At 56.5% G+C, this 26,072-nt stretch carries 21 protein-coding genes; 19 read left to right on the forward strand and 2 right to left on the reverse strand.

What is annotated here, in order from left to right; all coding sequences use genetic code 11:
• Position 1 precedes the first annotated feature (1 nt).
• From pglX to THINI_RS21485, 10 genes are all read left to right on the forward strand, one after another.
• Positions 2–3,670: a BREX-1 system adenine-specific DNA-methyltransferase PglX gene (pglX, locus tag THINI_RS21440; protein WP_002710595.1), complete on the forward strand. Its 3,669-nt coding sequence runs from the start codon at positions 2–4 to the stop codon at positions 3,668–3,670.
• A 3-nt stretch (positions 3,671–3,673) separates the two neighbouring features.
• Complete coding sequence (locus THINI_RS21445) at positions 3,674–5,236, forward strand: ATP-binding protein (protein ID WP_002710596.1); 1,563 nt, start codon at positions 3,674–3,676, stop codon at positions 5,234–5,236.
• Positions 5,233–7,833, forward strand: coding sequence for a BREX-1 system phosphatase PglZ type A (pglZ, locus tag THINI_RS21450; protein ID WP_002710597.1), 2,601 nt, complete (start codon positions 5,233–5,235; stop codon positions 7,831–7,833). The genes THINI_RS21445 and pglZ overlap by 4 nt, the downstream gene beginning before the upstream one ends.
• A gap of 11 nt (positions 7,834–7,844) precedes the next feature.
• Positions 7,845–9,875, forward strand: a complete 2,031-nt coding sequence (brxL, locus tag THINI_RS21455) for a protease Lon-related BREX system protein BrxL (RefSeq protein ID WP_002710598.1) — start codon at positions 7,845–7,847, stop codon at positions 9,873–9,875.
• A 52-nt stretch (positions 9,876–9,927) separates the two neighbouring features.
• A complete protein-coding gene (locus tag THINI_RS21460; protein WP_002710599.1) occupies positions 9,928–11,370 on the forward strand; it encodes a cobyrinic acid a,c-diamide synthase CobB in 1,443 nt (480 codons plus the stop codon).
• A complete protein-coding gene (locus tag THINI_RS21465) occupies positions 11,367–11,681 on the forward strand; it encodes a HesB/IscA family protein (RefSeq protein ID WP_002710600.1) in 315 nt (104 codons plus the stop codon). The genes THINI_RS21460 and THINI_RS21465 overlap by 4 nt, the downstream gene beginning before the upstream one ends.
• Positions 11,682–11,685: 4 nt before the next feature.
• Positions 11,686–13,386 (forward strand): GAF domain-containing sensor histidine kinase, encoded by a 1,701-nt coding sequence (locus THINI_RS21470; RefSeq protein WP_002710601.1) that lies wholly within the window; start codon positions 11,686–11,688, stop codon positions 13,384–13,386.
• 14 nt (positions 13,387–13,400) lie between these two features.
• The gene (locus THINI_RS21475; protein WP_002710602.1) at positions 13,401–14,072 is read left to right on the forward strand and encodes a response regulator; all 672 of its coding nucleotides are present in this window, start codon (positions 13,401–13,403) and stop codon (positions 14,070–14,072) included.
• 26 nt (positions 14,073–14,098) lie between these two features.
• Positions 14,099–14,572 (forward strand): rhodanese-like domain-containing protein, encoded by a 474-nt coding sequence (locus THINI_RS21480; RefSeq protein ID WP_002710603.1) that lies wholly within the window; start codon positions 14,099–14,101, stop codon positions 14,570–14,572.
• Positions 14,573–14,719: 147 nt separating this feature from the next.
• The gene (locus THINI_RS21485) at positions 14,720–15,052 is read left to right on the forward strand and encodes a hypothetical protein (protein ID WP_002710604.1); all 333 of its coding nucleotides are present in this window, start codon (positions 14,720–14,722) and stop codon (positions 15,050–15,052) included.
• 2 nt (positions 15,053–15,054) lie between these two features.
• Here THINI_RS21485 and THINI_RS21490 read toward each other — a convergent pair whose 3' ends face one another.
• Positions 15,055–16,614: a protein adenylyltransferase SelO gene (locus THINI_RS21490; RefSeq protein ID WP_002710605.1), complete on the reverse strand. Its 1,560-nt coding sequence runs from the start codon at positions 16,612–16,614 to the stop codon at positions 15,055–15,057.
• Between the two features lie 50 nt (positions 16,615–16,664).
• Here THINI_RS21490 and THINI_RS25445 point away from each other — a divergent pair, with 50 nt between their 5' ends.
• Complete coding sequence (locus THINI_RS25445; protein WP_154724479.1) at positions 16,665–17,048, forward strand: hypothetical protein; 384 nt, start codon at positions 16,665–16,667, stop codon at positions 17,046–17,048.
• Between the two features lie 189 nt (positions 17,049–17,237).
• On the opposite strand, the gene THINI_RS21500 is transcribed toward THINI_RS25445, so the two are convergent.
• Entirely contained in the window at positions 17,238–17,825 is a 588-nt protein-coding gene (locus tag THINI_RS21500) for a CBS domain-containing protein (RefSeq protein ID WP_002710606.1), read from the reverse strand.
• A gap of 314 nt (positions 17,826–18,139) precedes the next feature.
• On the opposite strand from THINI_RS21500, the gene THINI_RS21505 reads away from it, so the two are divergent.
• The 8 genes from THINI_RS21505 to THINI_RS21540 all read left to right on the forward strand — a co-directional run bounded on the left by THINI_RS21505 (position 18,140) and on the right by THINI_RS21540 (position 26,067).
• Positions 18,140–18,346: a hypothetical protein gene (locus tag THINI_RS21505; protein ID WP_040839684.1), complete on the forward strand. Its 207-nt coding sequence runs from the start codon at positions 18,140–18,142 to the stop codon at positions 18,344–18,346.
• A gap of 269 nt (positions 18,347–18,615) precedes the next feature.
• Entirely contained in the window at positions 18,616–20,121 is a 1,506-nt protein-coding gene (locus THINI_RS21510; RefSeq protein WP_002710607.1) for a YHS domain-containing protein, read from the forward strand.
• 32 nt (positions 20,122–20,153) lie between these two features.
• Complete coding sequence (locus THINI_RS21515; protein ID WP_002710608.1) at positions 20,154–20,420, forward strand: toluene-4-monooxygenase system B family protein; 267 nt, start codon at positions 20,154–20,156, stop codon at positions 20,418–20,420.
• 21 nt (positions 20,421–20,441) lie between these two features.
• Positions 20,442–20,777, forward strand: coding sequence for a monooxygenase system ferredoxin subunit (locus THINI_RS21520; protein WP_002710609.1), 336 nt, complete (start codon positions 20,442–20,444; stop codon positions 20,775–20,777).
• Positions 20,778–20,804: 27 nt separating this feature from the next.
• The gene (locus THINI_RS21525; RefSeq protein ID WP_002710610.1) at positions 20,805–21,119 is read left to right on the forward strand and encodes an MmoB/DmpM family protein; all 315 of its coding nucleotides are present in this window, start codon (positions 20,805–20,807) and stop codon (positions 21,117–21,119) included.
• A 15-nt stretch (positions 21,120–21,134) separates the two neighbouring features.
• The gene (locus THINI_RS21530) at positions 21,135–22,121 is read left to right on the forward strand and encodes an aromatic/alkene monooxygenase hydroxylase subunit beta (protein ID WP_002710611.1); all 987 of its coding nucleotides are present in this window, start codon (positions 21,135–21,137) and stop codon (positions 22,119–22,121) included.
• 16 nt (positions 22,122–22,137) lie between these two features.
• A complete protein-coding gene (locus tag THINI_RS21535) occupies positions 22,138–23,148 on the forward strand; it encodes an FAD-binding oxidoreductase (RefSeq protein ID WP_002710612.1) in 1,011 nt (336 codons plus the stop codon).
• A gap of 27 nt (positions 23,149–23,175) precedes the next feature.
• The gene (locus THINI_RS21540; RefSeq protein WP_002710613.1) at positions 23,176–26,067 is read left to right on the forward strand and encodes an ATP-binding protein; all 2,892 of its coding nucleotides are present in this window, start codon (positions 23,176–23,178) and stop codon (positions 26,065–26,067) included.
• The last annotated feature ends 5 nt before the right edge of the window (positions 26,068–26,072 follow it).

Here is a 26,072-nt window from a genome sequence, read left to right on the forward strand (position 1 = left end):
CATGAACACCGGCAAAATCAAAATCTACGCACCCGCTGCCCGCCGCGCTTTCATCGCCGCCGTTACCCAGCGCCTCAACCTGTTCGGCATCAGCGCCGACAAGCAGGGCAAGCTCAGGGTTGAGCCTGCCACGGTCACCGGGTCGGTGCTGCAAATCGGTGGGCAAAGCTTTGACGCCGGGCTGGCACGCCCGCGTGAGCGGCTGGTAGCGCGTGCCCAGGCACAGGGCATGACTTTCTTGGTGGAACAGGTGGCGTATACCTGGTTCAACCGCTTGTGCGCGATCCGCTTCATGGAGTTGCAGGGGTATCTGGAGCATGGTTTCCGCGTGCTGTCGCACCCTGAGCAGGCCAAGGGCTTTCAGGTGCTGGATCATGTGCCGGAAGTGGCGGCGGCACTGGGGCTGGACGTGGAACATCTGGTCGGGCTGAAACTCGCGGGCAATCAGGATGAGGCGCTGTTCCGCGCGATGCTGCTGGGGCAGTGCCATGCGCTGCATCAGGCGATGCCGTTCCTATTCGAGGCGCTGGATGATGACACTGAACTGCTGCTGCCGGACAACCTGACGCGCACCGATTCGCTGTTGCGTCCGCTGGTGGACAATATCCCGGAAGACGACTGGCAGCAGGTGGAGATCATCGGCTGGCTGTACCAGTTTTACATTGCCGAGCGCAAGGATGAGGTGATTGGCAAGGTGGTGAAAAGCGCGGACATCCCCGCCGCCACGCAGTTGTTCACCCCCAACTGGATTGTGCAGTATCTGGTGCAGAACTCGATCGGGCGGCAGTGGTTGCAGACTTACCCGGCGTCCTCCCTGAAGGCGCGGATGCCGTATTACATCGAGCCTGCGCAACAGACGGCGGAGGTGGCGGCGCAACTGGCGGCGCTGACCCCGGAAAGCCTTGATCCTGAACAGTTGAAGGTGCTCGATCCGGCCTGCGGGTCGGGGCATATTCTGGTGGAAGCCTATCAGGTGTTGAAGGCGATTTATGAGGAACGCGGCTACCGTAGCCGTGAGATTCCGCAACTGATTCTGGAAAAGAACCTGTTCGGGCTGGACATTGATGACCGGGCGGCGCAACTGGCGGGGTTTGCGCTGATGATGCTGGCGCGGGCGGATGACCGGCGCATCTTTACGCGGCAGGTGAGGTTGAATGTACTGGCGATGCAGGCTTCGCTGCTGTCTTCCGCCGCATCTTCCCCCCCATCCCCGGCCCTTCCCCCGCAAGGGGGGCAGGGAGCAGGAGCGGACTTGCCGGGTCTGTGGCGGGCGCTGAACCTGCGCGGTGACTGGCAGAAAGGTACGTCCGCCGATTTGTTTGGTGGCGGGCAGATGCAGCTTGCGGATGCCGCCAACGATCCGGTGTATCAGCTGCTGCTGACGCTGGTGGGTTTGTTCCGCGAGGCCAAAACCTTCGGCTCGCTGATTGACGTGCCCGCCAGGCTGCTGCCGGAACTGCAAGCCTTGCAGACCCTGCTGGAAGAGCTGGCGGAACGCGGCGACACCATGCAGCAACCCGCCGCGCGGACGCTGTTGCCGCTGGTGCGGCAAGCCATCATCCTTGCCCAGCGTTACGATGCCGTCGTCGCCAACCCGCCCTACATGGGCAGCAAGGGCATGAATGCCGACCTCAAAACCTTTGCAGGCAAACACTACCCCAACAGCAAGGCTGACCTGTTCGCCATGTTCATGGAACGCGCTTTCGAGCTGTTGAAAGCCAATGGCTATAACGCACAGGTCAACATGCAATCGTGGATGTTCCTGTCCAGCTACGAAAAACTCCGCGAATCCCTGCTGGATACCCGCACATTCATCACCATGGCGCATTTGGGCGCACGGGCATTCGGGCAAATTTCCGGTGAAGTTGTACAAACCACCGCATGGGTATTAGCAACGTCTCACCTTGCCAATTACCAACCTGTCTTTTTTCGCCTCATAGAGGGCAACGAAGAAGAAAAGCAACACGCCTTACTCGCCCGCGAAAATCGCCACAGTCATACCAAGCAAACCGACTTCAATAAAATCCCCGGTAGCCCTATTGCTTATTGGATCAGGGATAATGTTATTAATGTATTTCAATCTACGCAATTGCTTGGTAATGAGTCAGACGTGCGCCAAGGTCTTGCAACTGCGGATGATGACAGATTTCTTCGTTATTGGAGTGAAGTAGGCTATAAGAAAATTGAATTTTATTCAGGCCAAGGTAGTAAGTGGTGTCCCTTTACTAAAGGGGGGGCTTTTCGTAAGTGGTATGGAAATAATGAATATATTGTAAACTGGCAAGATAATGGATTTGAACTTAAGGCATTTGAGCGCTCAGTCATAAGGAATGAATATACTTATTTTGAGGAAGGTTTGACATGGACTTTAATTAGTAGCGGGTCAACAGCCTTTCGATTTGTGCCAAAAGGTTCAGTATATGGTCATAAAGGGCCATGTATTCAATCGAAAAAAAATCATCAAATTCTTTTGTTATTAAACTCTTGTGTTAGTAAGTATATTCTGAATATTTTCAGTAGCGGACTTGGATTTGAAGTTGGGCATTTAAATAAATTTCCGGTTATTTTAAGAGACAACCAATTTTATTCTGACCTTATAAAAGTAGCCAAAGAAGATTGGGATTCGTTTGAGACGAGTTGGGACTTTGCGGAGAATCCGTTGCTGGCGGCGAAGCGCGAGAGCGTGAAGCTGGCGTTTGACGCATGGCAGGCGGCGAACAAGGCCGCCGTGACAGAAATGCAGCAACTGGAGGAGGAGAACAACCGCCTGTTCATCGACGCCTACGGCCTGCAAGACGAACTCACCCCCGACGTACCACTGGAGCAAATCACCCTCACCGTCAACCCCCGCTACCGCTACGGCGGCAACGCCAGCGACGCCGAACTCGCGCAACGCTTCCAGTCCGACACCTGCGCCGAACTGCTCAGCTACGCCATCGGCTGCATGATGGGACGGTATCGCACAGACCGCCCCGGACTGGTCTACGCCCACGCAGGCAATGCCGACTTCCAGAAGATTTATGGGGAAGGGGGTTCTTTCCCTCCGGATGACGACGGCATCATCCCCATCACCGATCAGGAATGGTTCGCCGACGACGCCACCAACCGCTTCCGCGAATTCGTGCGCGTGGTCTGGGGTGAAACCCGCGTGCAGGAAAACCTCGATTTCGTCGCCATGAGCCTCACCCAATACGCGCTCAAGCCCAAACGCGACGAAAGCAGCCTCGACACCATTCGCCGCTACCTCGCCACCCAGTTCTACAAGGATCACCTACGCACCTACAAAAAGCGCCCGATTTACTGGCTGTTCAGCTCCGGCAAACAGAAAGCGTTTGAATGCCTGGTCTACCTGCACCGCTACCACGAAGGCACCCTGGCGCGGATGCGCACCGAATACGTCACGCCCCTGCTCGGCAAATACAGCCACTACGCCGCACAACTCGAACAACAAGCCGATAGCGCCGACTCCACCGCCGAGAAAAACCGCCTGAAAAAGGAGTTGGTCGAACTGGAAAAACGCCGTGCCGAACTCCGCGCCTTCGACGACCAGCTCAAGCACTATGCGGATAGGCGCATCAAGCTCGACCTCGACGACGGCGTGAAGGTGAATTATGGTAAGTTTGGGGAGTTGTTGGCGGAGGTGAAGGCGGTGACGGGTGGTAAGGAGTAAAGGATGAAAAAATTACCCATTGGTATCAGCACCCTGGAGAAAATCATTCAGGATGATTTTGTCTATGTTGATAAAACGGTCCATATCCAGGAACTGACAAAAAAGCCCGGTTATTATTTCCTGTCACGCCCTCGTCGCTTCGGCAAGTCGCTACTGCTCGATACCCTGCACCAGTTATTCGCAGGTAATGAACCCCTGTTTCGCGGTTTGCATATCCACCCCCACTGGGACTGGTCGCTAGCCTACCCGGTTATCCGCCTGAGCTTTGGCAGTGGCATCCCCAAAAACAAGGCGGATCTGGACCGCAGTATTCAGCGGCAGTTACGCCGCAACCAGCAACTGCTGGGTGTTACCTGTACCTCTGAAAACGACAGCGTGGGCTGTTTTGCCGAGTTGATCCAGAAAGCCGCTGACCATTACGGTCAGCCGGTGGTGGTGCTGGTGGATGAGTACGATAAACCGATACTCGACAATGTGACCGACGATGCCACCGCCACGGTGATGCGCAACGGCTTGCGCGACCTTTATTCGGTCATCAAGGATAACGACGCAGATATTCGCTTTGCCTTTTTAACCGGGGTCAGTAAATTTTCGAAGGTGTCGATTTTCAGCGGGTTGAACAACCTCAATGACATTTCCATGGATACCCGCTACAGCGCCTTGTGCGGGTATACCCAGGCGGAGCTGGAACATTATTTTGCCGAACACCTGCAAGGGGCCGATTTCCCGCTGATCCGGGAGTGGTATAATGGTTATGGCTGGCTGGGGGAGCGTGTTTACAACCCGTTCGATATCCTGCTCTTCATTGATAAGAACCGGGAATATTTGTCCTACTGGTTCAGCACCGGCACACCCACCTTTCTGGTGGAGGTGCTCAAGGCCCGCCATTTCCACTTGCCTGATCTGGAATCGGTCAAAATAGGTGCCAATGCACTGGAGGCTTTTGACATCGGCAGGATTGAACTGGTGGCCTTGTTGTTCCAGACTGGTTATCTGACGATAAAAAGCAAGGAAATCACCTTTGGCGGGCAACCCGAGTACACCCTGAGCTACCCAAACCGGGAAGTGCGCTACAGTCTGACCCAGCATCTGCTGGAGAATTATTTGCTGGATCATTCGCAGGAGCGTCACTCAGTTTATCAGGCATTCCTGAAAAATGATTTTGCAGCCCTGGAGCGCCGTTTCCGCACCCTGTTTGACGAAATTGCTCATCAAAATCATACCAACAACCGGTTGGCTGAATACGAAGGTTATTATGCTTCGGTCATGTATGCCTTTTTGTGCTCACTCGGCATGGATACGCGGGCGGAAGAAAGCAGCAATAAAGGCCGGGTTGATATTGCACTGCGTTTTACCCTGCCCGATGGCCAGAAGCAGGTCTATATCTTTGAGTTCAAAATGGTGGAAGGTGATACCGGTGATGGTAGTGCGCTGGCGCAGATCCGAAAAAATGATTACGCCGCCCGCTACCGTGACGGGCAACAGCGCATTTTCCTGATTGGTATTGAGTTCAGCAAACAGGTGCGTAATATCGTTGGGTATCAGTGGGAGGAGGATCTTCCTTGAATCTCGACCAGCTCACCCAAGGCATCCTCGCCAAGTTTGCCAACCACCGCATCGTGTTCTGGCACGACCCGGAACAAAGCTTCCAATCCGACCTGCCAGCCCTGGCGCTGGATGGAATAGCTCTGCTGGACATGCAGGGCCGCTCCCTGTTCGAGACCAAAAAACGCATCGAACTGGATGAGCCGGAGCAGCGTTTCCTGCTGTATTTTCCCTACGCCGAACCTGAGCCGGAAAAGGATTGGCTGCTGGATATGCGCCTCTACAGCGAGCAGTTCTTTGCTGACGCCAGTTCCATGCTGCTGCATGAGCTGGGCATTCCCAAAATGGGGCTGCGCACCCACATCCGCGCACGTTCCGGATTCTTCAACAAGAAAAATACGGCTGCCCTGAAAAAGCTGGTAACGGAAAACGAAGATGAGTTGTCACTCGACCGCAAGATGATGGCTGTGCTGCTCAAGGCGGATTCGGCGGAACTGGCGGATATTCTTCTCAGCCTGTTGAAAGACTATGCGCAGGTATTGGAAGCCGGTACAGATACCGCCAGGCTACCCAGCATGGCCTTGTTGCATAAGCACGGGCTGCCAGATTCCTTGTGGGCACTGTTACAAGCCGAATTCAGCTATCAGGCCAAGGAACCCTCCCTCACTGATTTCACCCTCAAGCTGTTCTGTACCGAGTTGTGGTCACAGATGGATAGCCTGGATCGCGACTGGTTGCTGCAAAACGTCCTCAAGACCGCCGCAGGCCGTTCAACCGCGCTGGCCTTGCTGGTTAACTGGCGGGATAGCCGGAGTTACTCGGAGCATTACCAGACCATCGCCAGCGTGCTGGAGCGGCAACTGGAAATCAGCCGTCGTCTGGAAAATTGCACGCCTGACTATCTGGTATCCTGTAAAACCTTTGAGGCTGTCGAGCAGATCATTATCCGGGGGCTGGTTTCCGCGCTGCTGGAAGCAGACAAGGCGCTGGATCATGCTTACTTCGAGTCCGTGCTGTCAGAACGGCGCACCAGTTACTGGCATCGGGTCAGGGATGGCTACTACGCCCATATCTACACTGCCCTGCAACAGGCCGAGCGGCTATTCGGTTTACGTCACTCGCACCCGGACGGTTTCCACTACGCTTCCGCCCGCGATATGTTCATCGCCTATGCACAGGAACTGTTTGGTTTTGATCAGGCATACCGCCAGTTCAAATTCGCGGTCAGGCAAGTAGCCAACCAGGGTGGCGACATCCTGCGCCGCCTGGATGAGGCTGTTGAGAACCTCTACACCAACTGGTATCTATACGAACTGGGTCTGGCATGGGATCGGCATCTGGCCAGCGAGGAGCGCATGGCTAATTGGGTATTGTCGGGCGTACCTTCCCAGCAACAATTCTATGAACGGCAGATCAGAAGCCTGCTGGCTGGCAAACAGGTCAAGCGGGTCTTCGTGGTGATTTCCGACGCGCTGCGTTACGAGGTCGCGGAAGAACTGGCCAGCCTGATCAATGCCGAGAAGCGCTTCAAAGCCGAGATTGCCAGCCAACTGGGCGTGTTGCCAAGTTATACCCAGCTTGGCATGGCGGCGCTGCTGCCACACAAGCAACTGACCTACGCGAGTGGGCAAGCGGTGGTGCAAGTCGATGGACAGTCATCCGCTGGGCTGGAAAACCGCAACCGGATTCTGACGGCAGTTAACGGCATGGCCGTCAGCAGCAAGGATGTGATGGGCTGGAGCAAGCAGGAAGGCCGTGATCAGGTGCGCGATAAAGCGGTGGTCTACATTTACCACAACACCATTGACGACATCTGTGACAAGCAAGGCGGCGAAGACCGTACCCCAGAAGTATGCCGTGACGCCATTGCCGAACTCAATCATCTGGTTGGGCGTATCGTCAACAACCTCAACGGTAGCCGCATCATCATCACCGCAGATCATGGTTTCCTGTTCCAGCAACAGGCGCTGGAACAAACTGGCAAGACGGAACTGAGCGTTAAACCCGTCAATACCATCGAGACCAAGAAACGCTATATCGTGGGCAGACAGCTCCCCACGTATGACGAATGCTGGAAAGGCCGGATTGCCGACACCGCTGACGGTGGCGATGACACCGGGTTCCTGCTGCCCAAAGGCGCACAGCGCTTCCATTTTGTGGGTGGCGCACGCTTTGTGCATGGCGGCGCAATGCTTCAGGAAATCTGTGTACCGGTGGTGCATATCCGCGAACTGGAAAAGGAATCCATTGCCCAGCATGAAAAACAGCCGGTCGGTGTGGTGGCGGCCAGCCAGCCCATCCGTTTGGTCAACAACATCGACAAAGTGCGTTTCATCCAGACTGATCCATTGGGCGAGCGTTACAAAGCCCGTAAACTGGAAGTCTACGTGCTGGATGCGATGGGGAATGTGGTTTCCAGCCGTGAGCCGCTCAGCTTCGACAGCACTTCCAGCGTGATGGAGGAGCGTATCCGCGAAGCCCGCCTGAAACTGGTGGGTTCCGGGTTTGACCGCCGCAAACAGTACAAGCTGGTGCTGGAGGATATGGACACCCGCACCCGCTACAGCGATTATGCCGTGACCATTGACCTGGCGTTTGGTCAGGACGACTTTTTCTAAGGCAGGCAACAATGAGCATGAATGATCTGGACGGGTTGTTAAACCAGCATTTCAAGGGTCGTGTGGTGCGCAAAGACCTTACCAAACGGCTCAAGGAAGGCGCGAATGTACCGGTCTACGTGCTGGAATACCTGCTGGGCATGTACTGCGCCTCGGATGATGAAGAAGTCGTGCGCGAAGGGCTGGAAAACGTCAAACGCATCCTGGCCGAAAATTACGTGCGCCCGGATGAAGCCGAAAAGGTCAAGTCGCTGATCCGTGAACGCGGCAGCTACAAAATCATCGACAAGGTAGGCGTGCGCCTCAACCAGCGCAAGGACATCTATGAAGCCGCACTTTCCAACCTCGGCATCAATGACGCCCTGATCCGCCCCACTACCGTACAGGACAATGAAAAGCTGCTGACTGGCGGTATCTGGTGCATCGTGACCCTCCAGTATTTCTACGAGGAAGGCCAGAAAACCTCGCCATTTTCGGTCGTAAGCCTCAAACCGATCCAGATGCCATCCATGGACATGGATGAATTGCTGAATGCCAGACAGCCGTTCTCGCTGGAGGAATGGATGGATGTCCTGCTGCGCTCTGTCGGGATGGAACCCGCCAATCTGGAACAGCGGGTGAAATGGCACCTGCTGGCGCGGATGATTCCCTTCGTCGAGAACAACTACAACGTCTGCGAACTGGGGCCACGCGGCACCGGCAAAAGCCATGTTTACAAGGAATGCTCCCCCAACAGCCTGCTGATTTCCGGCGGGCAAACCACGGTCGCCAACCTGTTCTACAACATGAGCAGCCACCGTGTCGGGCTGGTCGGCATGTGGGATCTGGTGGCGTTTGATGAAGTGGCGGGTATCCATTTCAAGGACAAGGATGGCGTGCAGATCATGAAGGATTACATGGCCTCCGGCTCCTTCGCACGTGGCCGTGATTCCGTGGAAGCCAAAGCCTCGATGGTGTTTATCGGCAACATCAACCAGAGCGTGGAAATGCTGGTCAAAACCAGCCACCTGCTCGCGCCATTTCCTGATGCCATGATCGACACAGCCTTTTTCGACCGCTTCCATGCCTACATCCCTGGCTGGGAAATCCCGAAAATGCGCCCGGAATTCTTCACCAACAACTACGGGCTGATCACCGACTACCTGGCCGAATTCATGCGGGAAATGCGCAAGCGCAGTTTCGCTGACGCCATCGACCGCTATTTCAAACTCGGCAACAATCTTAACCAGCGCGACGTAATTGCAGTACGCCGCACGGTTTCCGGCCTGCTCAAACTGCTGTTCCCGCGTGCCGATTACGGCAAGGAAGATGTCCGCACCTGTCTGGTCTATGCGCTGGAACTGCGCCGCCGCATCAAGGAGCAGCTGAAAAAGTTGGGTGGCATGGAATTCTTCGACGTGCATTTCAGCTACCACGACAACGAGACGCTGGAAGAACATTTCGTCAGCGTGCCGGAACAAGGTGGCGGCAAACTGATCCCGGAAGGCGCATTACGTCCCGGCGTCGTGCATCTGGTCACGCAAGGCGGCTCAGGGCAATTGGGTTTGTACCGATTTGAAACCCAGATGGTGGCAGGTACAGGGAAATACTCCGTTACCGGCCTGGGTTCCAGCACCGCCGCCAAGGAAGCTATCCGGATCGGTTTCGATTACTTCAAGGGCAATCTGGGGCGTATCAGCGCCAATGCCAGATTTGCCGAGCATGAGTTCCAGCTTCATGTCGTGGAGTTACACAACACTGCCCCCAGCACCAAAACCAGTCTGGCGGCATTGGTGGCGTTCTGCTCCATCCTGATGAACAAACCCGTACAGGCGCAGATGGTGGTATTGGGCAATATGACCCTCGGTGGCGTGGTGAACCCGGTCGACGATCTGGCGGGCAGCCTGCAAATGGCGCTGGATAGCGGTGCTACCCGTGTGTTGTTACCGATGGCTTCGGCTATGGATATTCCTTCCGTGCCACCTGAGTTGTTTGCCAAGTTTCAGATCAGCTTCTTTGCTGACCCGGTGGATGCGGTGTATAAGGCGTTGGGGGTGCAGTGAACATTTACCATCAGCATTTAATAATATACTCAGTTTGCGCTAGAATGCGGTAATGGCAAGAGTTTTCATTTCCGCAACCCACAAATCCTCCGGCAAGACCACGCTTTCCATTGGTCTGTGCGCCGCTTTGCATGCGCAAGGTCTGAAAGTACAACCGTTCAAGAAAGGCCCGGATTACATCGACCCCTTGTGGCTGGGGGCAGCCAGCGGGCGCGCTTGCCACAACCTCGATTTCAACACCATGACACAGGATGAAATCATTCAGACGGTGCAACACTATTCTCATGATGCCGACATTGCCCTGATCGAAGCCAATAAAGGGTTGTATGACGGTATGGCGCTGGATGGTTCCGACAGCAATGCGGCGGTTGCCAAACTTACCTGTTCCCCGATAGTACTGGTGGTGGATACGCGTGGCATGACCCGTGGTATTGCGCCGCTGCTGCTTGGTTATCAGTCATTTGACCGGGATGTGAACATTGCCGGAATCATTTTCAACCGTGTTGGAGGCGCACGCCACGCTACCAAACTACGCGAATCGGTCGAGCATTACACCGGCATCAAGGTACTGGGCGCAGTCCACAATAATCCCGACATGGAAATCGAAGAGCGCCATCTCGGCCTCATGCCCAGCAATGAGAGCGGCGAGGCGGAAGCGCAGATTGCCCGCATCCGCGATCTGGTGGCGGCGCAGGTAGATTTGGGGTTGTTGCGGGAAATTGCGGTTGGAGCGGTGGAGTTGGAAAGAAACCCCTCCCAGCCTCCCCTTATCAGGGGAGGAGCCGAATACGACTCCGAATCTCTTTCTCCCTCCCCTGATAAGGGGAGGGTTGGGGAGGGGTTTCTTAAAATCGCCATCTGCCAAGACCCCGCCTTCGGCTTCTACTACCCCGGCGACCTCGAAGCCCTGCAACAGGCAGGCGCGCAACTGTTGCCGGTCAATACCCTGAAAGATGCAGCCCTGCCCGCCAACATCGACGGCCTGTTCATCGGCGGCGGTTTCCCCGAAACCCACATGCAGCCACTGGCGGCCAACACCTCCATGCGTGCATCCATCCGCGCCGCCATTGACAACGGCCTGCCCGCCTATGCCGAATGCGGTGGCCTGATGTATTTGTCCCGCAGTCTGGTCTGGAACGGCCAGCAGGCGGACATGGTTGGTGTCATCCCCGGTGATGCGGTCATGCACCCAAAGCCACAGGGCCGGGGCTACGTGAAATTGCAGGAAACCGCCGACATGCCCTGGCCGGGTGGCGATCGGGAAAAAATCATCAACGCCCACGAGTTCCACTATTCGGGACTCGAAAATTTGACCGCCACCGGCAAGTTCGCCTACCGTATGCAGCGGGGAAGCGGGATCGACGGCCAGCACGATGGCTGGGTTTACCGGAATTTGTTAGCTTCTTACACGCATATGCGCGACACTTCCCAGTATCGGTGGGCGCAGCGTTTCGTTGAATTTATCCGCCAGCAGAAAAGGAAAACGGCTTCATGATTACAGTCACACCACAGGCAGCCACCCAGATCCGCACTTCAGCCGTGCAGGCCAATGCACTTGGCTTGCCGTTACGGATCGCCGTCCAGCAAAAGGTGGATGGTTCTTTCCATTACATGATGGGTTTCGATGACAAAAAACATGAGGGCGACCATACCGAAAACTATGGTGATTTCATGGTGGTGCTGGATGCCGCATCCCAGCCACTGGCTGTTGGCATGACGCTGGACTTTGTGGAGCTGGACGAGGGCAAGCTGGAATTTATCTTCCTCAACCCCAACGACCCCAACTACAAGCCACCACAGGCGTAAGCGCATGAATGAAAGCGTAGTCAAACTTCCCATTTCGAGCGTTGCCAAATCCAAGGCAAAAGCAGGGGAAGAGACTGCCTCCACACCCCGTAGCAGCTACTGGGAAAACCAGGAAGGCCGCCCGGTCATAGACCTGCCGTGGCAGGCGCAGATTAGCCTGATGCTGTTGCTGTTCACCTTTACCGTGATTGGCGCGGTATATTTCTGGGCAACCAGCAATAATGTCAAGGATGAATGGGTCGCGACCTTGATGACGGGCTTGTGGGTTGCGGCGGGAGTGGGAGGTTTCCTGCTGTTGTACTGGGTATGGCGGGAGTTTTCCAAATTTGGCACCGAGCTGTCCCGTTGGGCGATCCGCTTGCGTAAGGGCGACTTTAGCGCGCGTATGCCGATTGCCAGCAAGAGTTGCCCGTCACGCAAAATCCGCGAACAGATCAACGCCATCACCGAAGACTACCATGCGCTCTCGCGGATGCAGCAGAAGCGCATGGATCGGCAAGAAAAATACCTGTCGCAGAAAAAGCGCCATCTCAGCATCCTGTATGAGGTGGCAAGCTGCATCAACCGCGCCGACAGCCTCGAAGACCTGCTCAACCGCTTCCTGCATACCCTCAAGGATGTGGTCAATGCCGAAGCCGCCACCGTGCGCCTGCTGGATCGGGATGGCAAGATGCGGCTGGTATCCAGCGTTGGCCTGACCACCGAAGCCGTCGAACTGGAAGAAACCCTGCCAACACCCAATTGCTTATGTGGGCATGCCGCCCGCGACCGGCAGATCAAGATGCGCACCGATGTTGCCCAGTGTAACCGCATCCTTGGCAAACAGTTGTGCGCCGGGGCGCAGGACGTGGAAATGTTGGCGATCCCGCTGCAATACCGCGACAAGGTTCTCGGCGTCTACAACCTGTTCATCCGCCAGGGCCGTTACGACAAGCTGGAGGACGACGAGTTGCTGGTGAGTATCGGCCAGCATCTGGGGATGGCGATTGAAAAGGCCAGCAGCGAAGAAGACATGCGGATGCTTTCCATCATGGAAGAACGCACCCGCATGGCGCATGAGCTGCACGATTCCCTCGCCCAGACCCTCGCCAGCCTGCGCTTCAAGGTACGCCTGCTGGATGATTCCTTCAACCGTGGCGATGAAGCCGAAATGTGGCAGGAACTGGAGGTGCTGGAAAACACCATCGACGTTGCCTATGCCGAACTGCGCAGTCTGATCACCGATTTCCGCGCGCCGATTGATGGCAAGGGCGTCATTCGTGCGGTGGAGCGCCTGACCGAGCGCTTCAGGCAGGAAACCGGGCTGGATGTATTCTTCTACCACAACTGGGCCTTGAAGGATTTGCCACGCGAGGTAGAGGTGGAGGTCATCCGCATCGTGCAGGAAGCCCTCGCCAATATCCGCAAGCACAGCCAGGCTTCCACCGTGCGCCTGTTGATGCATAGCAGCGAAGAAGGCCGTTGCAGCATTCTGGTGGAAGACGATGGTATCGGTCTGCCCGACCCGTTGCCGGAGCCTAACCCTACGACTGGCGAGCATATCGGCCTACAGATCATGCAGGAACGTGCCGAGAAAATCGGTGGGGAGATACAGTTTGAAAGTGAGCCGGGGGAAGGTACACTGATACAACTGAATTGTGAAGCACCACCTGCCAAGAAGCTGTCCGACCTGATTGGCGCGCAGCCGACCCACGTAATCCACTGACAAGCGATCACCACATGAACGAAAAAGTATTACTGATAGATGACCACACCCTGTTCCGCGCTGGTCTGGAGGACTTGCTGACCCGGCGTGGCATCCGTGTCGTGGCGGCTGTCGGCAGCGGTGACGAGGGCTTGCAGGCGGCTGCCAGTTTATTGCCGGACATCGTATTGCTGGACATGCGGATGCCACAGATGGATGGCCTTAACGTGTTGCGTCAGTTACGCAAGAACAACCCGGCCCTGCGCGTGGTGATGTTGACCACCAGCAGCAACGAAAACGACCTGGTCGAAGCTTTGCGCAGTGGTGCGCGTGGCTACCTGCTGAAAGACATTGAACCGGATGAACTGGTGGTCGCCTTGCGCGAAATCGTTGCAGGCAAAACCGTGGTCGCGCCGGAACTGGCTCCGGTGCTGGCCCGAGTGGTGCAGGGTGGCGACAGCCGCGCTGCCGAAGACAAAAGCAACAACCCGTTTTCCGAGCTTACCCCGCGTGAGTACGAAATCCTGACCCTGCTGGCGGAAGGCCAGAGCAACAAGGTGATTGCCCGCAACCTCGGCATTTCCGACGGCACGGTCAAACTGCATGTGAAAGCCATCCTGCGCAAACTCAACGTCAGTTCCCGTATCACGGCGGCGGTGATGGCGGTGGAACATGGTATCCGTGCCGAGTCAGCCAATTCCCAATAAATACTATACTAGAGTATGTGAGCACCATGACCCAGAAAACCTTTGCGGCGCTGGTCGCTGACGCATTGCCCCATGTCCGGGAGCTGATGCCTTGGGATGTCGAGGAAATGCTGGTGGAAAAGCCTGACCTCATGATCGTCGACATCCGCGAGATCGAAGAATACAACGTCGGCCATATCCGCAATTCCCTGCATGTGCCGCGTGGCATTCTGGAAACTGCCTGTGATTGGGGCTATGCCGAAACCATCCCCGAACTGGTGCAGGCGCGTGACAAGCCGATTGTACTGGTATGCCGCTCTGGTAACCGCACTGCACTGGCTGCCCTGACCCTGGCGCTGATGGGTTACGCCGAAGTCTATTCCATGAAAACCGGGGTGCGTGGCTGGAATGATTACGAGCTGCCCCTGTTCGATGCTGATGAGGTGCAGGTGGATATTGACGAAGCGGAGGTAGAACTCAACCCACCGGTACATCCCGACCAGATGGAACCCAAAGGCTGAACTGAAAGCTGGCATACATATTTTGTATGCTTTTCACCACATATCAATAAAATCAACTGCCTTTTTGTATCTTTTTTAATACAATACTGTTAGTTTGTAACAAACCGGCCTGTCAGGCTACTAATTACGACGATCAGGAGCAGTAAAATGAAACAGAAGTACCAAGGAGTGGGTGGGATCACATGGGTATTGGCGATGGGGTTGTCTTTAGCGGGCTGTTCCGGTATTTCCCAACAGGTATCCGATATGGTTACCTCGATCAATCCGTTTCAGCAGCAGACTGAAGCGGCAGTTCCGGCGACACCTGCGCCTGCTGCACAAGGCGCGCCAGTAACGCCAGCAAACAGCCTCCGGGTGCAGGCCAAACCACCTGCCCCCACTGCCAAAACCAATGAAATGGAAGTCAATCTGGGCAACAACAAGCAGTGTACAACCTTCTGCGCCCTGCCCATGCGCAAGCCGCCTGCCGCCGCCCAGTAAGTTTACGAGCTGCACGACAGCATCGAGCATCCTGCCTTGTGGCGCGCCCATTCCGGGCGTTTTTCCGCAAACTTTGCATATTGCGCCTGCTCATCATAAGGGCGGCGCAATACCTCCAGCAATTCCAGAATCATACCGTTATCCCCCGCTGCTGCCTTGTCGATGGCTTGCTGGGCAAGGTAGTTACGCAATACAAAACGTGGGTTGGCGGTATTCATGCGGCGCTGGCGTTCATCCGTGGGCAGGTTGTCGGCTTGCAGGCGTTGGCGGTATTGCTGCAACCAGTTTTCCCAATCCTGCCGGTGTTCCCGCAATAAATCCTCGCGGTAGAAAGCAGGCAGAAGCGGCTCCAGTCTGGGTTCCCGCATATCCAGGCTGGCCAGGTTGCGGAAAAACAGCGTCATGTCCACTTCGGATTTGTGCATGAGTTCAAACGCGCTGTTGATCCACGGCGCATCCTCATCCGACAGTGCGCGGATGCCGAATTTGGCCGCGAGCATTTCCCCAAAGGTTTCGCTGTAGGTGTCGGCATACAGCTGTGAACCGGCTTGCAGCACGCTGGCATCGCCAATCACCGGCTTGAGGGCGTCGCGCAATCGGGCAAGGTTCCAGTGGCCAATGTAGGGCTGCTGCCCGTAGGCATAACGGCGGCCTTGCGCGTCGGTGGTGTTGGGTGTCCACATCGGGTCGTAGTCTTCCAGCCAGCCGTAGGGGCCGTAGTCGATGGTCAGGCCGAGGATCGACATGTTGTCGGTGTTCATCACGCCGTGGACGAAACCGACCCGCATCCAGTGCGCCATCATCACGGCGGTACGGCGGCAGATTTCCAGAAACCACTGGCTGCGTTTTTCCTGCGTGTCGCCTTGCAGTTCGGGGTAATCGCGGGCTATGGTGAAATCCACCAGTTGTTCCAGCAGGCCGAGGTCGCCGCGGCTGTTGGGCAGCTCGAAATTGCCGAAGCGGATGAAAGAGGGGGCGACGCGGCAAACGATGGCTCCCGGCTCTACCTGTGGGTTGCCGTCGTAGAACATGTCGCGCACCACACCGTCGCCGGTCATCACCAGGCTGAGGGCGCGGGTGGTGGGGATGCCGAGGTGGTGCATGGCTTCGCTACAGAGGAATTCGCGCACCGAGGAGCGCAGCACGGCGCGTCCGTCGGCGCGGCGCGAATAGGGGGTGGGGCCGGCGCCTTTCAGTTGCAGTTCCCAGCGTTGGCCTTGCGCGTTGACGGTTTCACCTAGGCTGATGGCGCGCCCGTCGCCGAGTTGCCCTGCCCAGCCGCCGAATTGGTGGCCGCCGTAGTTGGCGGCATAGGGTTGCATTCCGGGCAGCAATTTATTGCCGCCGAAGACTTGCTCGAAATCCGGATCGGTGATGTCGGCGTCCTGCCAGCCCAGCAGTTGCGCGACTTCCGGCGAATGCGCCAGTAGGCGTGGGGCGGAAACCGGGGTGGGTTTCACCTCCGACCAGAAGGCGTCATAGACCTGGCGGGGGATGTTGACCCCGTCGGTGTCGCCGGGCAGTTCGTGCACGAAACGGTTGTCGAAGTTCAGGGGGTGCATGGGTGATCCTGTGTTTGCGATGCCCCTAAGCAGACCAGAGGGGAAGGGGCGTGTCGAGAAGCCGCAATGGGCGGGGTGGATTGAAATTTGCCTTGCCTGCCGAACAAGGTTCCCAAGCCATCCTCGACCTGTTGACGCCCTACCTTGCCGACATTTCGCATGAAAGCCTGATCCGCCAGTGGGGCAAGCTGGGCGAATGGGTGGATGAAGAAGCCGAAGCGGCCAAAACCTACCGTTGCGCGAAAAGGCTGAACTGGAAGAGCAGCAACGCCGTATGGCCGAGCAAGATGTGTAGTTTGGGGCCAAGATGCAGTTCCGGCTCATCCAGAATGATCCAGCCGCCGGGGCCATTGTCGCCAAAATCGAAGGGCGGGACGTATTTCGCTCCTAATGCAGAGGAGGCACGGGCATGGGTACGCAGCGCTGCTTTGTGATCATCACGCATCGGCAGTTCTTGCAAGGCGACTGGCCATAAGGTACGGGCACGTCCAGCGTATTCCGCAAGCTGGTTTCGATCAGCGGCCAAGCAGTACCAACCTTGGTTGCCCAGTGCTGGTTGAGATGAAACAGGCATTTGCAAATACTGCCCTGAGCCTGCTCAAGGCAGTTTCGTACAGACCCGGCTAACCAAGCTTTTGATTAAGCTGGGCAAAACTGGTAGCACGCAAGGTCGGGGCAATTTCGATACCCAACTGACGCCCTATCTGGGTGATGGAAATGATGCCGCGCACCATAGGTTGATTGCCGACGGTTTCCAATACCAGCATATGGTGGCGTTTGCTGTCCTGGACAGCCTGGAGTAACTGCCCCACGGTTATCCGTTTAATCTGCTCCAACGGCACTGCTTCCAGTTTCGCCAGTGGCGTCATCAGTTGGGAAGCGCTCAATTCCCCATGAGAGCCGCCATGGGTGGCGATATACCGCATCGGTTTTTCACCAATAATATCATTCGAGGTCACCAGACCCAGCAGCTTTCCATGACTATCGACCACAAACAACAGCCGCACACCACATGCGATCATTTTGTCGTTGATTTCGCGAATCGATGCGCCAGGTGGTATAAAAAAAGGTTTAACAATATTCAGATCCGTCATCACGCTCATGGCAGGCGCGTTCTTGGTAATAGCTTTTTCAGCAGTTTTGTCTGGACAAATTAAAATTACATTTGCTGGAACGGGTTCTGGAATCAGTTTGCCATATTCAATCGTCATACATTTAACCTCCTACGAGTTTTTGCTATTCAATCATCAGGCTCTGGCTTCTTGGTTTATCATTTTAGCAATAAGTAACCAGTACTAAATTTTCATGCATAAATTATCAATATAATCAATAATATATAAAGCGATAGTGCACGAAAGCTTTGGCTCATTCCCTTATCTTTTTAGGACAAGTTTATGGCTTATCCTGAAGATTAAACCATAAACCCGCGAACATGTAGCCTGAGGCTAGTGTAGCGGCATTTGAAACGTTTTAGCTATATAAAAAAGCACATTTGCCCAGCAATTACCGGTCATGGCTTAATATCATGATTTTCAAAGAAATTCAGTTGTTTGCAATTGTGCAAAATGAATGCAATCTTCTTTTAAAATCAATGGATTATATGATTCTTGACCGGGAATTGCTGACATTTGCCTGCTTTCGCATAGCAATGAAAAACGGATTGACCGCTGTGCTCCAAAACAACCTTACCTACTCCGGCCAAGCGCAAGGACTGACAGCCCCGCAGCAATAAAAGTAAGGCCAGCCCCGATATTGGCCGCAACAATCGCCTTGGGTCGGCGAGACAGCCAGTTGGCTAGTTGCGCCGAAAAGCCACCAAGCAATCTGTGTTGCCAACGCCGTAGTTGATGGGTGCTATGGGCAGTATACCGTTGGCAAGCCGATTGTCATCCTGAATTCCCTGTAACCGAATTGCTGCGCTGCGTCTAAACCATTGTCTAATACCTGCTTCCCCCTGATCCTGATAGCATTTTTCCACACTGTTAGGAGGAGGAGAAAACGATGGCAGTACTCAATCGGATGGACTGGTATGACCTGGCCCGTTCCACCAACTGGACCCCCACTTATGTTACTGAAGACGAACTGTTCCCACCCCCGCTTTCCGGCGACTTTGGCCTGCCGCTGAGTGCTTGGGAAAGCTATGACGAGCCGTACAAGCAAACCTACCCGGAATACGTGAAAGTTCAGCGGGAAAAGGATGCAGGCGCGTATTCCGTCAAGGCGGCGCTGGAACGCAGCCGTATTTTCGAGAATGCTGATCCGGGCTGGAAATCGGTCATGAAGGCGCATTACGGCGCGGTGGCGCGGGCTGAATACGCCGCTTCCAGCGCGGAAGCCCGCATGATGCGTTTTTCCAAGGCACCGGGGATGCGCAATATGGCAACCCTGGGCTGCATGGATGAAATCCGCCACGGGCAGATGCAACTGTATTTCCCGCATGAACACATCGCCAAAGACCGGCAGATGGACTGGGCATTCAAGGCTTACGATACCAATGAATGGGCGATGATTGCCGCGCGTCACTTCTTCGATGACATCATGATGACCCGCGATGCCATCAGCGTTTCCATCATGCTGACCTTCAGCTTTGAAACCGGCTTTACCAACATGCAGTTTCTGGGGCTGGCGGCGGATGCGGCGGAAGCAGGCGACCATACCTTTGCCAACCTGATTTCCAGCATCCAGACGGATGAATCCCGCCACGCCCAGATTGGCGGCCCGGCGCTGAAAATCCTGATCGAAAACGGCAAGAAGGCAGAAGCCCAGCAACGGGTGGACATCGCGGTCTGGACGGCATGGAAACTGTTTTCCGTGCTCACCGGCCCGATCATGGATTACTACACCCCGCTGGAGCACCGCAAACAGTCCTTCAAGGAATTCATGGAGGAATGGATTGTGGCGCAGTTCGAGCGGGCGCTTACCGACATGGGGCTGGATTTGCCCTGGTACTGGGACATTTTCCTCAACGATCTGAGCCAGACCCACCACGGGATGCACATGGGTTCCTACTTCTGGCGGCCTACCATCTGGTGGAACCCGGCGGCGGGCGTGACCCCGGAAGAGCGTGACTGGCTGGAAGAAAAATATCCGGGCTGGAACGACACTTGGGGGCAATGCTGGGATGTGATCATCGACAACGTGGTCGATGGCAACATGGCCAAAGCCTACCCTGAAACCCTGCCTTATGTGTGCAACATGTGCCAGTTGCCGATCCTCGGTACGCCGGGCAAGGGCTGGAACGTGAAGGACTATCCGCTGGAATACAACGGTCGTTTGTACCACTTCGGTTCTGAAGTCGACCGCTGGATATTCCAGCAGGAACCTGAGCGTTATGCCGGGCATCTGAGCCTTGTTGACCGCTTCCTGGCGGGCATGATCCAGCCAATGAATCTGGAAGGCGCACTGGCCTACATGAACATTGCCCCCGGCGAATGCGGCGACGATGCCCATAACTATGCCTGGGCGGAAGTGTACCGGGCGTTGCGCGCTGCCAAAAAAGCAGGCTGATTCAGGGTCGTTACCTAACGGAGATTTTACCTATGGCTTTGTTTCCATTGACTTCCAATTTCGAAGGGGATTTCGTGTTGCAACTGGTGCCGGTGGATACCGATAACACCATGGATGAAGTGGCGGCTGCCGCTGCGGTTCATTCCGTGGGGCGGCGGGTGCGGGATCGCCCCGACCACATCCTGCGGGTACGGCGGCAGGGGAGTGACGAGTTCCTGCCACGCAGCATGACCGTTGCCGAGGCCGGTTTCATGCCAACTGAAACGGTGGAAATCATCTGGCAGGCGCAGGCAGCCTGAGCACAATCACGGGAGTTTGGCATGAGTTTTACCAAGGTATGCACACTGGATGATGTGTGGGAGGGCGAAATGTCGGCCTACACCGTCAATGGCCACGAGATTGTGCTGGTGTGCGCCGATGGCGGCGCAATCCGGGCGTTTCAGGGCGTGTGCCCGCATCAGGACATCGCCCTGGCGGAAGGCAAATTTGACGGCAAGAAACTGATTTGCCGCGCCCATTTGTGGCAGTTCGATGCGGATAGCGGCAAGGGTATCAACCCGGAAGACTGCGCGTTGGCCAGTTACCCCGTGCGGGTGGAAGGCGAAGACATCTTCGTCAGCACCGAAGGGGTTGAACCGCTGTTTGCGCACACCTGATCCACCGATTCGACAAGGAGACACCTAATGAGTACCAGCAATTCAGGACAGGCTTACCATAACAACAGGGTGGGGCCGGTCATGCGGGCGGGCGATCTGGCGCAGGCTGTGATCGAAGCCGCCAGAATCGACAATCCGGGCAAGGAAGTGTTCATCGATGACAAGCGGGCTTACATCCGCATCCATACCGAGCAGGAGATGATCCTGCGGCAGGCCACCATTGAGGAGGAGCTGGGGCGGCCTTTCCGCATGAACGATCTGGAAGTGGATCTGAGTTCATTTGCCGGGCAGATCGAAAGCCGGGACGACTCGGTGCGCTTTTATTTCACCAAGAAACTGTGAGCGGAGGAAGCATTCATGTCGGATGTTCAAGTATTGAAACCCCAGAAAACCTGGAGCCATCTGGCGGTACGCCGCCGCAAGCCGAGCGAGTACGAAATCGTCAGCACCAACCTGCACTACAACAACCGCACTGCTGAAGCGCCTTATGAACTCGCGCCGGAAATCTTCATGAACAGCTGGTACAAGCAGAACACGTTTGGCACACAGTTGAAACACGCGGACTGGAATGCGTTCCGTGACCCGGATGAGGTGGTGTACCGCACCTATAACCTGATGCAGGATGGGCAGGAAACCTATGTATTCAGCCTGTTCGACCAGTTCAGCGAGCGTGAGCACGACAAAATGCTGGATTCGCGCTGGGCGGGTTCACTGGCGCGGCTGTATTCCCCGGCGCGTTACCTGTTCCATACCCTGCAAATGGCCTCCGCCTACGTCGGGCAAATGTCGCCAGCAAGTACCCTGACCAACTGCAATTACTTTCAGATGGCGGATAGCCTGCGCTGGTTGAGCCATACCGCTTACCGCACCAGGGAGCTGTCCATGACCTTCCCTGACAAAGGGTTTGGGCAGGATGAGCAGCGTTACTGGGAACAAGACCCCGCTTGGCAGGGCTTCCGCGAGCTGATGGAAAAGGTTCTCACCACTTGGGACTGGGGTGAAGCCATCGTGACCCTGAGTCTGGTGGTCAAACCTGCGGTTGAGGAAACCGTGTTGCGCCGGATGGGTGAAGCCGCCCGCCACAACGGTGACACTTTGCTGGGCTTGCTGACCGATGCGCAGCTGATCGATGCCGCCCGCCATCGCCGCTGGACGACGGCTTTCGTCAACATGGCGCTGCAAACCGAAGGCAACCGGGAGCAAATCCAGCACTGGATTGCCAAGTGGGAGCCGCTGGCGGATCGGGCAATAGAAGCCTACTGCGCCGCGCTGCCGGATGTACCCGACGCCGCCGAAGCTGCCAAACAAGCCACCCGTGACGTGCGCCGTGGGCTGGGATTCTGACTGCCGGAGGGATGCCATGAGTGAGCCGCTCATTGTCAATGAGAAGGACGGCAGCCAGTTTGGGCAGATGCCGCAGGATACCATCCTGCGGGCTGCCTTACGCGCTGGTATCGGGATGTCCTACGAGTGCAATTCCGGTGGTTGCGGCGGCTGCAAGTTCGAGCTGGTTGAGGGCGACATTGAAACCCTGTGGGCAGATGCACCCGGCTTGAGTGAGCGCGACCGGCGGCGTGGTCGCCATCTGGCCTGCCAGTGCCGCGCCGTGGGTGACATCCGTATCAAGGTATCGACGGCCAGCGAGTATGTGCCGCCACTGCCACCGCAACGGCAAGGTGCGGTCTTCACTGGCGCAACCGACATTACCCACGACATCCGCGAATTCCGTTTCACCACGGAAGGGAATGCGGCATTCCTGCCGGGGCAGTACGCGATGCTGGACTTGCCCGGCGTGGGGGCTTCCCGCGCCTATTCGATGGCGAATACGCCTAATGAACACGGGGAATGGCATTTCCAGATTCGCCGGGTGGCACAGGGCAAGGGGACGGCAGCGCTGTTTGAGCAACTACGTCCGGGTGATGAAGTTGGGCTGGATGGGCCTTACGGGGTGGCGTTCCTGCGTACCGATGCGCCCCGCGATCTGGTGTGTGTGGCGGGTGGTTCGGGGCTGGCTCCGATGATTTCCATTGCCCGAGGCGCGGCGGAAGCGGGTTTGTTGCAGGAACGTCGCCTGCATTTCTTCTACGGGGCGCGTACCCCACAGGATGTGTGCGGGCAGGCAATGCTGGCAGTACTGGAAGGGTTTGGCGACCGCATCCGTTACTATCCGGTGGTGTCCGAACCGGGTGAAGATTGGGCAGGCGCAAGCGGTTTCGTGCATACCCATCTGCCTGCGGTATTGCCTGCCAGCCTGCCGGAGTTTGAGTTCTATTTTGCTGGCCCACCACCCATGACGCAGGCATTGCAGGAAATGCTGATGGTGGATTACCGTGTACCTTTCGAGCAGATTCATTTCGACCGGTTCTTTTGAGGATGACAACCAAGCAGAGGCAAGCGGATGCCTGATGATGACAGGGGCACAGTAATACCGCCGGTATCGGTGCGCGGCGTGGTTATCCATGCCGATGATGCGCAGGATGTACGGCGGCAGAAAATGGCGCGGATCATTCTGGATTCCATGTACCAGTTTCTGGGGCTGCTGGATGTGGACGGCACGGTGCTGGAAATCAATCAGGCGGCGCTGGATGGCGCTGGCCTGAGCCTGCAAGCCGTGGTCGGCAAACCGTTCTGGGAAGCACGCTGGTGGGAAGTATCCGGCGAAGTCCGCCAGCGGGTGCGCGAGATGATCGGTGAAGCCCGCACCGGGCGTTTTGTGCGTTGCGACTTTGAGGTATTCGGCGATCTGCACGGTAGCCGGACGATTGTCATCGATTTTTCCCTGAAACCGATTCTGGACGATGACGGGCGGGTGGCCTTCCTGCTACCGGAAGGGCGCAACATCAGTGAAAAAATTGCCAGTAATGCCGAACTGTCACGCAAGAACGGCGAGTTGCAGGCCGCCCTGGAACGTCTGAAGGAACTGGACAGCTACAAGACCCGCTTCTTCGCCAATGTCAGCCATGAATTGCGTACCCCGCTGGCACTGATCCTCGGCCCGGTGGATCAGCTCATTAAGGACAGTGAAAATCTGGGGGAACGCGAACGTTTCCGGCTGGCGGCCATCCAGCGCAATGCCCGTGCCTTGCTTCAGCAGGTCAATAATCTGCTCGATCTGGCGCGGATTGATGCGGAGCGGATGCCGATGGCCTATGTACATGCCGATGTCGTGGCGCTGGTGCGGGATGTGGCTGCCGGATTTGAAGCGGCGGCGGAAGACCGGGGCATTACGTTGCGGGTACTCGGTGACACTGAGCTTTACGCCGATGTAGATCGGGGTAAATTCGTGCGGGTGATCAGTAACCTGTTTTCCAATGCCTTCAAGTTTACCCCGACAGGCGGGCGTATGGTCGCCCGGATCGAAGGGCTTGCCCGTGAACGCCTGCTGGTCAGCGTGCAGGATAACGGGCCGGGTGTGCCCGATGCGCTGAAACAACCGATTTTCGACCGTTTTACCCAGGGCGGTGACAGCTTGGGAGCCGCAGGCAGCGGGCTGGGGCTGAATATCGTCAAGGAGTTTGTCGAATTGCACCGGGGCACGGTGGTGGTGGTGGATGCGCCCGGTGGCGGGGCGGTGTTCCAGATCGAATTGCCGCTACGCGCCCCGGATGGGGCTTTTGTGCGTATGGGGAATGGCCGGGAAACGGTGGAGATGCCACCGGTCGATGTCGCCTTGCCGGAGTTGCCTACCCCAGCCAATAGCCACAGCCAGCTGCACAAGCCACGGGTACTGGTCGCGGAAGACAACCCCGACCTGCGCCTGTTCCTGCATGATGTGTTGGCGGATGAATACAACGTGACCCTGTGTGAGGATGGTGCATCCGCATTTCAGGCAGCACTGGCCGCGCCGCCGGACTTGATCATTACCGACCTGATGATGCCACAGTGGGATGGTGAACGCTTTGTGCGTGCCTTGCGCGAGGAGCCACGCTTCCCGAACGTGCCGGTGCTGGTGTTGTCGGCGCGTGCCGACGATGCCCTGCGCGAACACTTGCTGGAAGAACTGGCGAAAGACTACCTGACTAAACCGTTTTCAGCGCAGGAATTGCGGGCGCGGGCGCGCAATCTGGTGACGGTAAAGCAAACGGTTGACATCCTGCAAAAGGAACTCAATTCGCAGGCATCCAATATCCTCGACCTTACCGCCGGGTTGGTGGAAAGCCGCCAGCATTTGCAACGCAGCCTTGCCGCTCTGCAAGTCTCTGACCGGCGCTGGATCGGCCTGTATGAGAACACGACGGTAGGCATCGCCCTGGCTGACCGGGACGGCAGGATTGTGCTGGCAAACCCGGCACTGCAACGGATGCTGGGTTATGGGCGTGAGGAAATCGTCGGTGTTTCCCTGATTGAGATTACCGAAGCTTCCCAGCGGGAGATGACCAAGCGCAATGTGCATGGGCTGTTTGAGGGCAGGTTGCCAAATTACAAGGTGCAAAAGCGTTATGTGAAAAAGGACGGCAGTTACCTGTGGGCGAATGTATGCGCTTCGGGGATTCCGGCCTTTGCCCAGGATGGCCCGATGCTGGCGGTGATTCTGGAAGACGTTACTCAGCGTATGGCGGCGGAACGTTCGCTGGCTACCACCCGTAACGAACTGGCGCGGGTGGCGCGTTTCACCGCGATGGGTGAACTGGTGGCTTCTATCTCGCATGAAATCAACCAGCCGTTATCGGCAGTGATTACCAACAGCGATGCGGCCTTGCGCTGGCTGTCGCACGCTTCGCCCAACACCGAGGAAGTTGCCGCCGCCCTTAAACGGGTCAACCGCGATGCGAATCTGGCGGGAGCAGTCATTTCCCGCATCCGTACCTTTTTACGGGCGGGGGAAATCAGGCGTGAAGCGGTAGATGTCGGGCGAATGCTGGATGAACTGTTGCAAATGCTTCAGGTCATGTTGGCGGAAGTGGGCGTGAATGTCCGCGTCGATCTGCCTGTCGACCCGCCCTGTGCCATGGCCGATCAGGTGCAGTTGCAACAGGTGCTGATGAACCTGATTGTCAATGCAGTGGATGCCATGCGTGACCTGCATGAACAGGAACGCACCCTGATCATCACGGTAGCTACCGAAGCCACGGGCGGGTTGATCTTTACGGTGCAGGACAACGGCTCCGGCATCGCCGCCGGTACAGAAAACCGCCTGTTTGAAACCTTCTTTTCCACCAAACAGGATGGCCTGGGTATGGGGCTGGCGATCAGTCGCAGTATCGTGGAAAACCACGGAGGGCGTTTGTGGCTGGACACCCGCCAGCAGCCGGGGGCGTGTTTCCTGTTTACCCTGCCGGATAGTTCGTGAGGGAG

The organism is Thiothrix nivea DSM 5205, assembly GCF_000260135.1.
Classification (GTDB): domain Bacteria; phylum Pseudomonadota; class Gammaproteobacteria; order Thiotrichales; family Thiotrichaceae; genus Thiothrix; species Thiothrix nivea.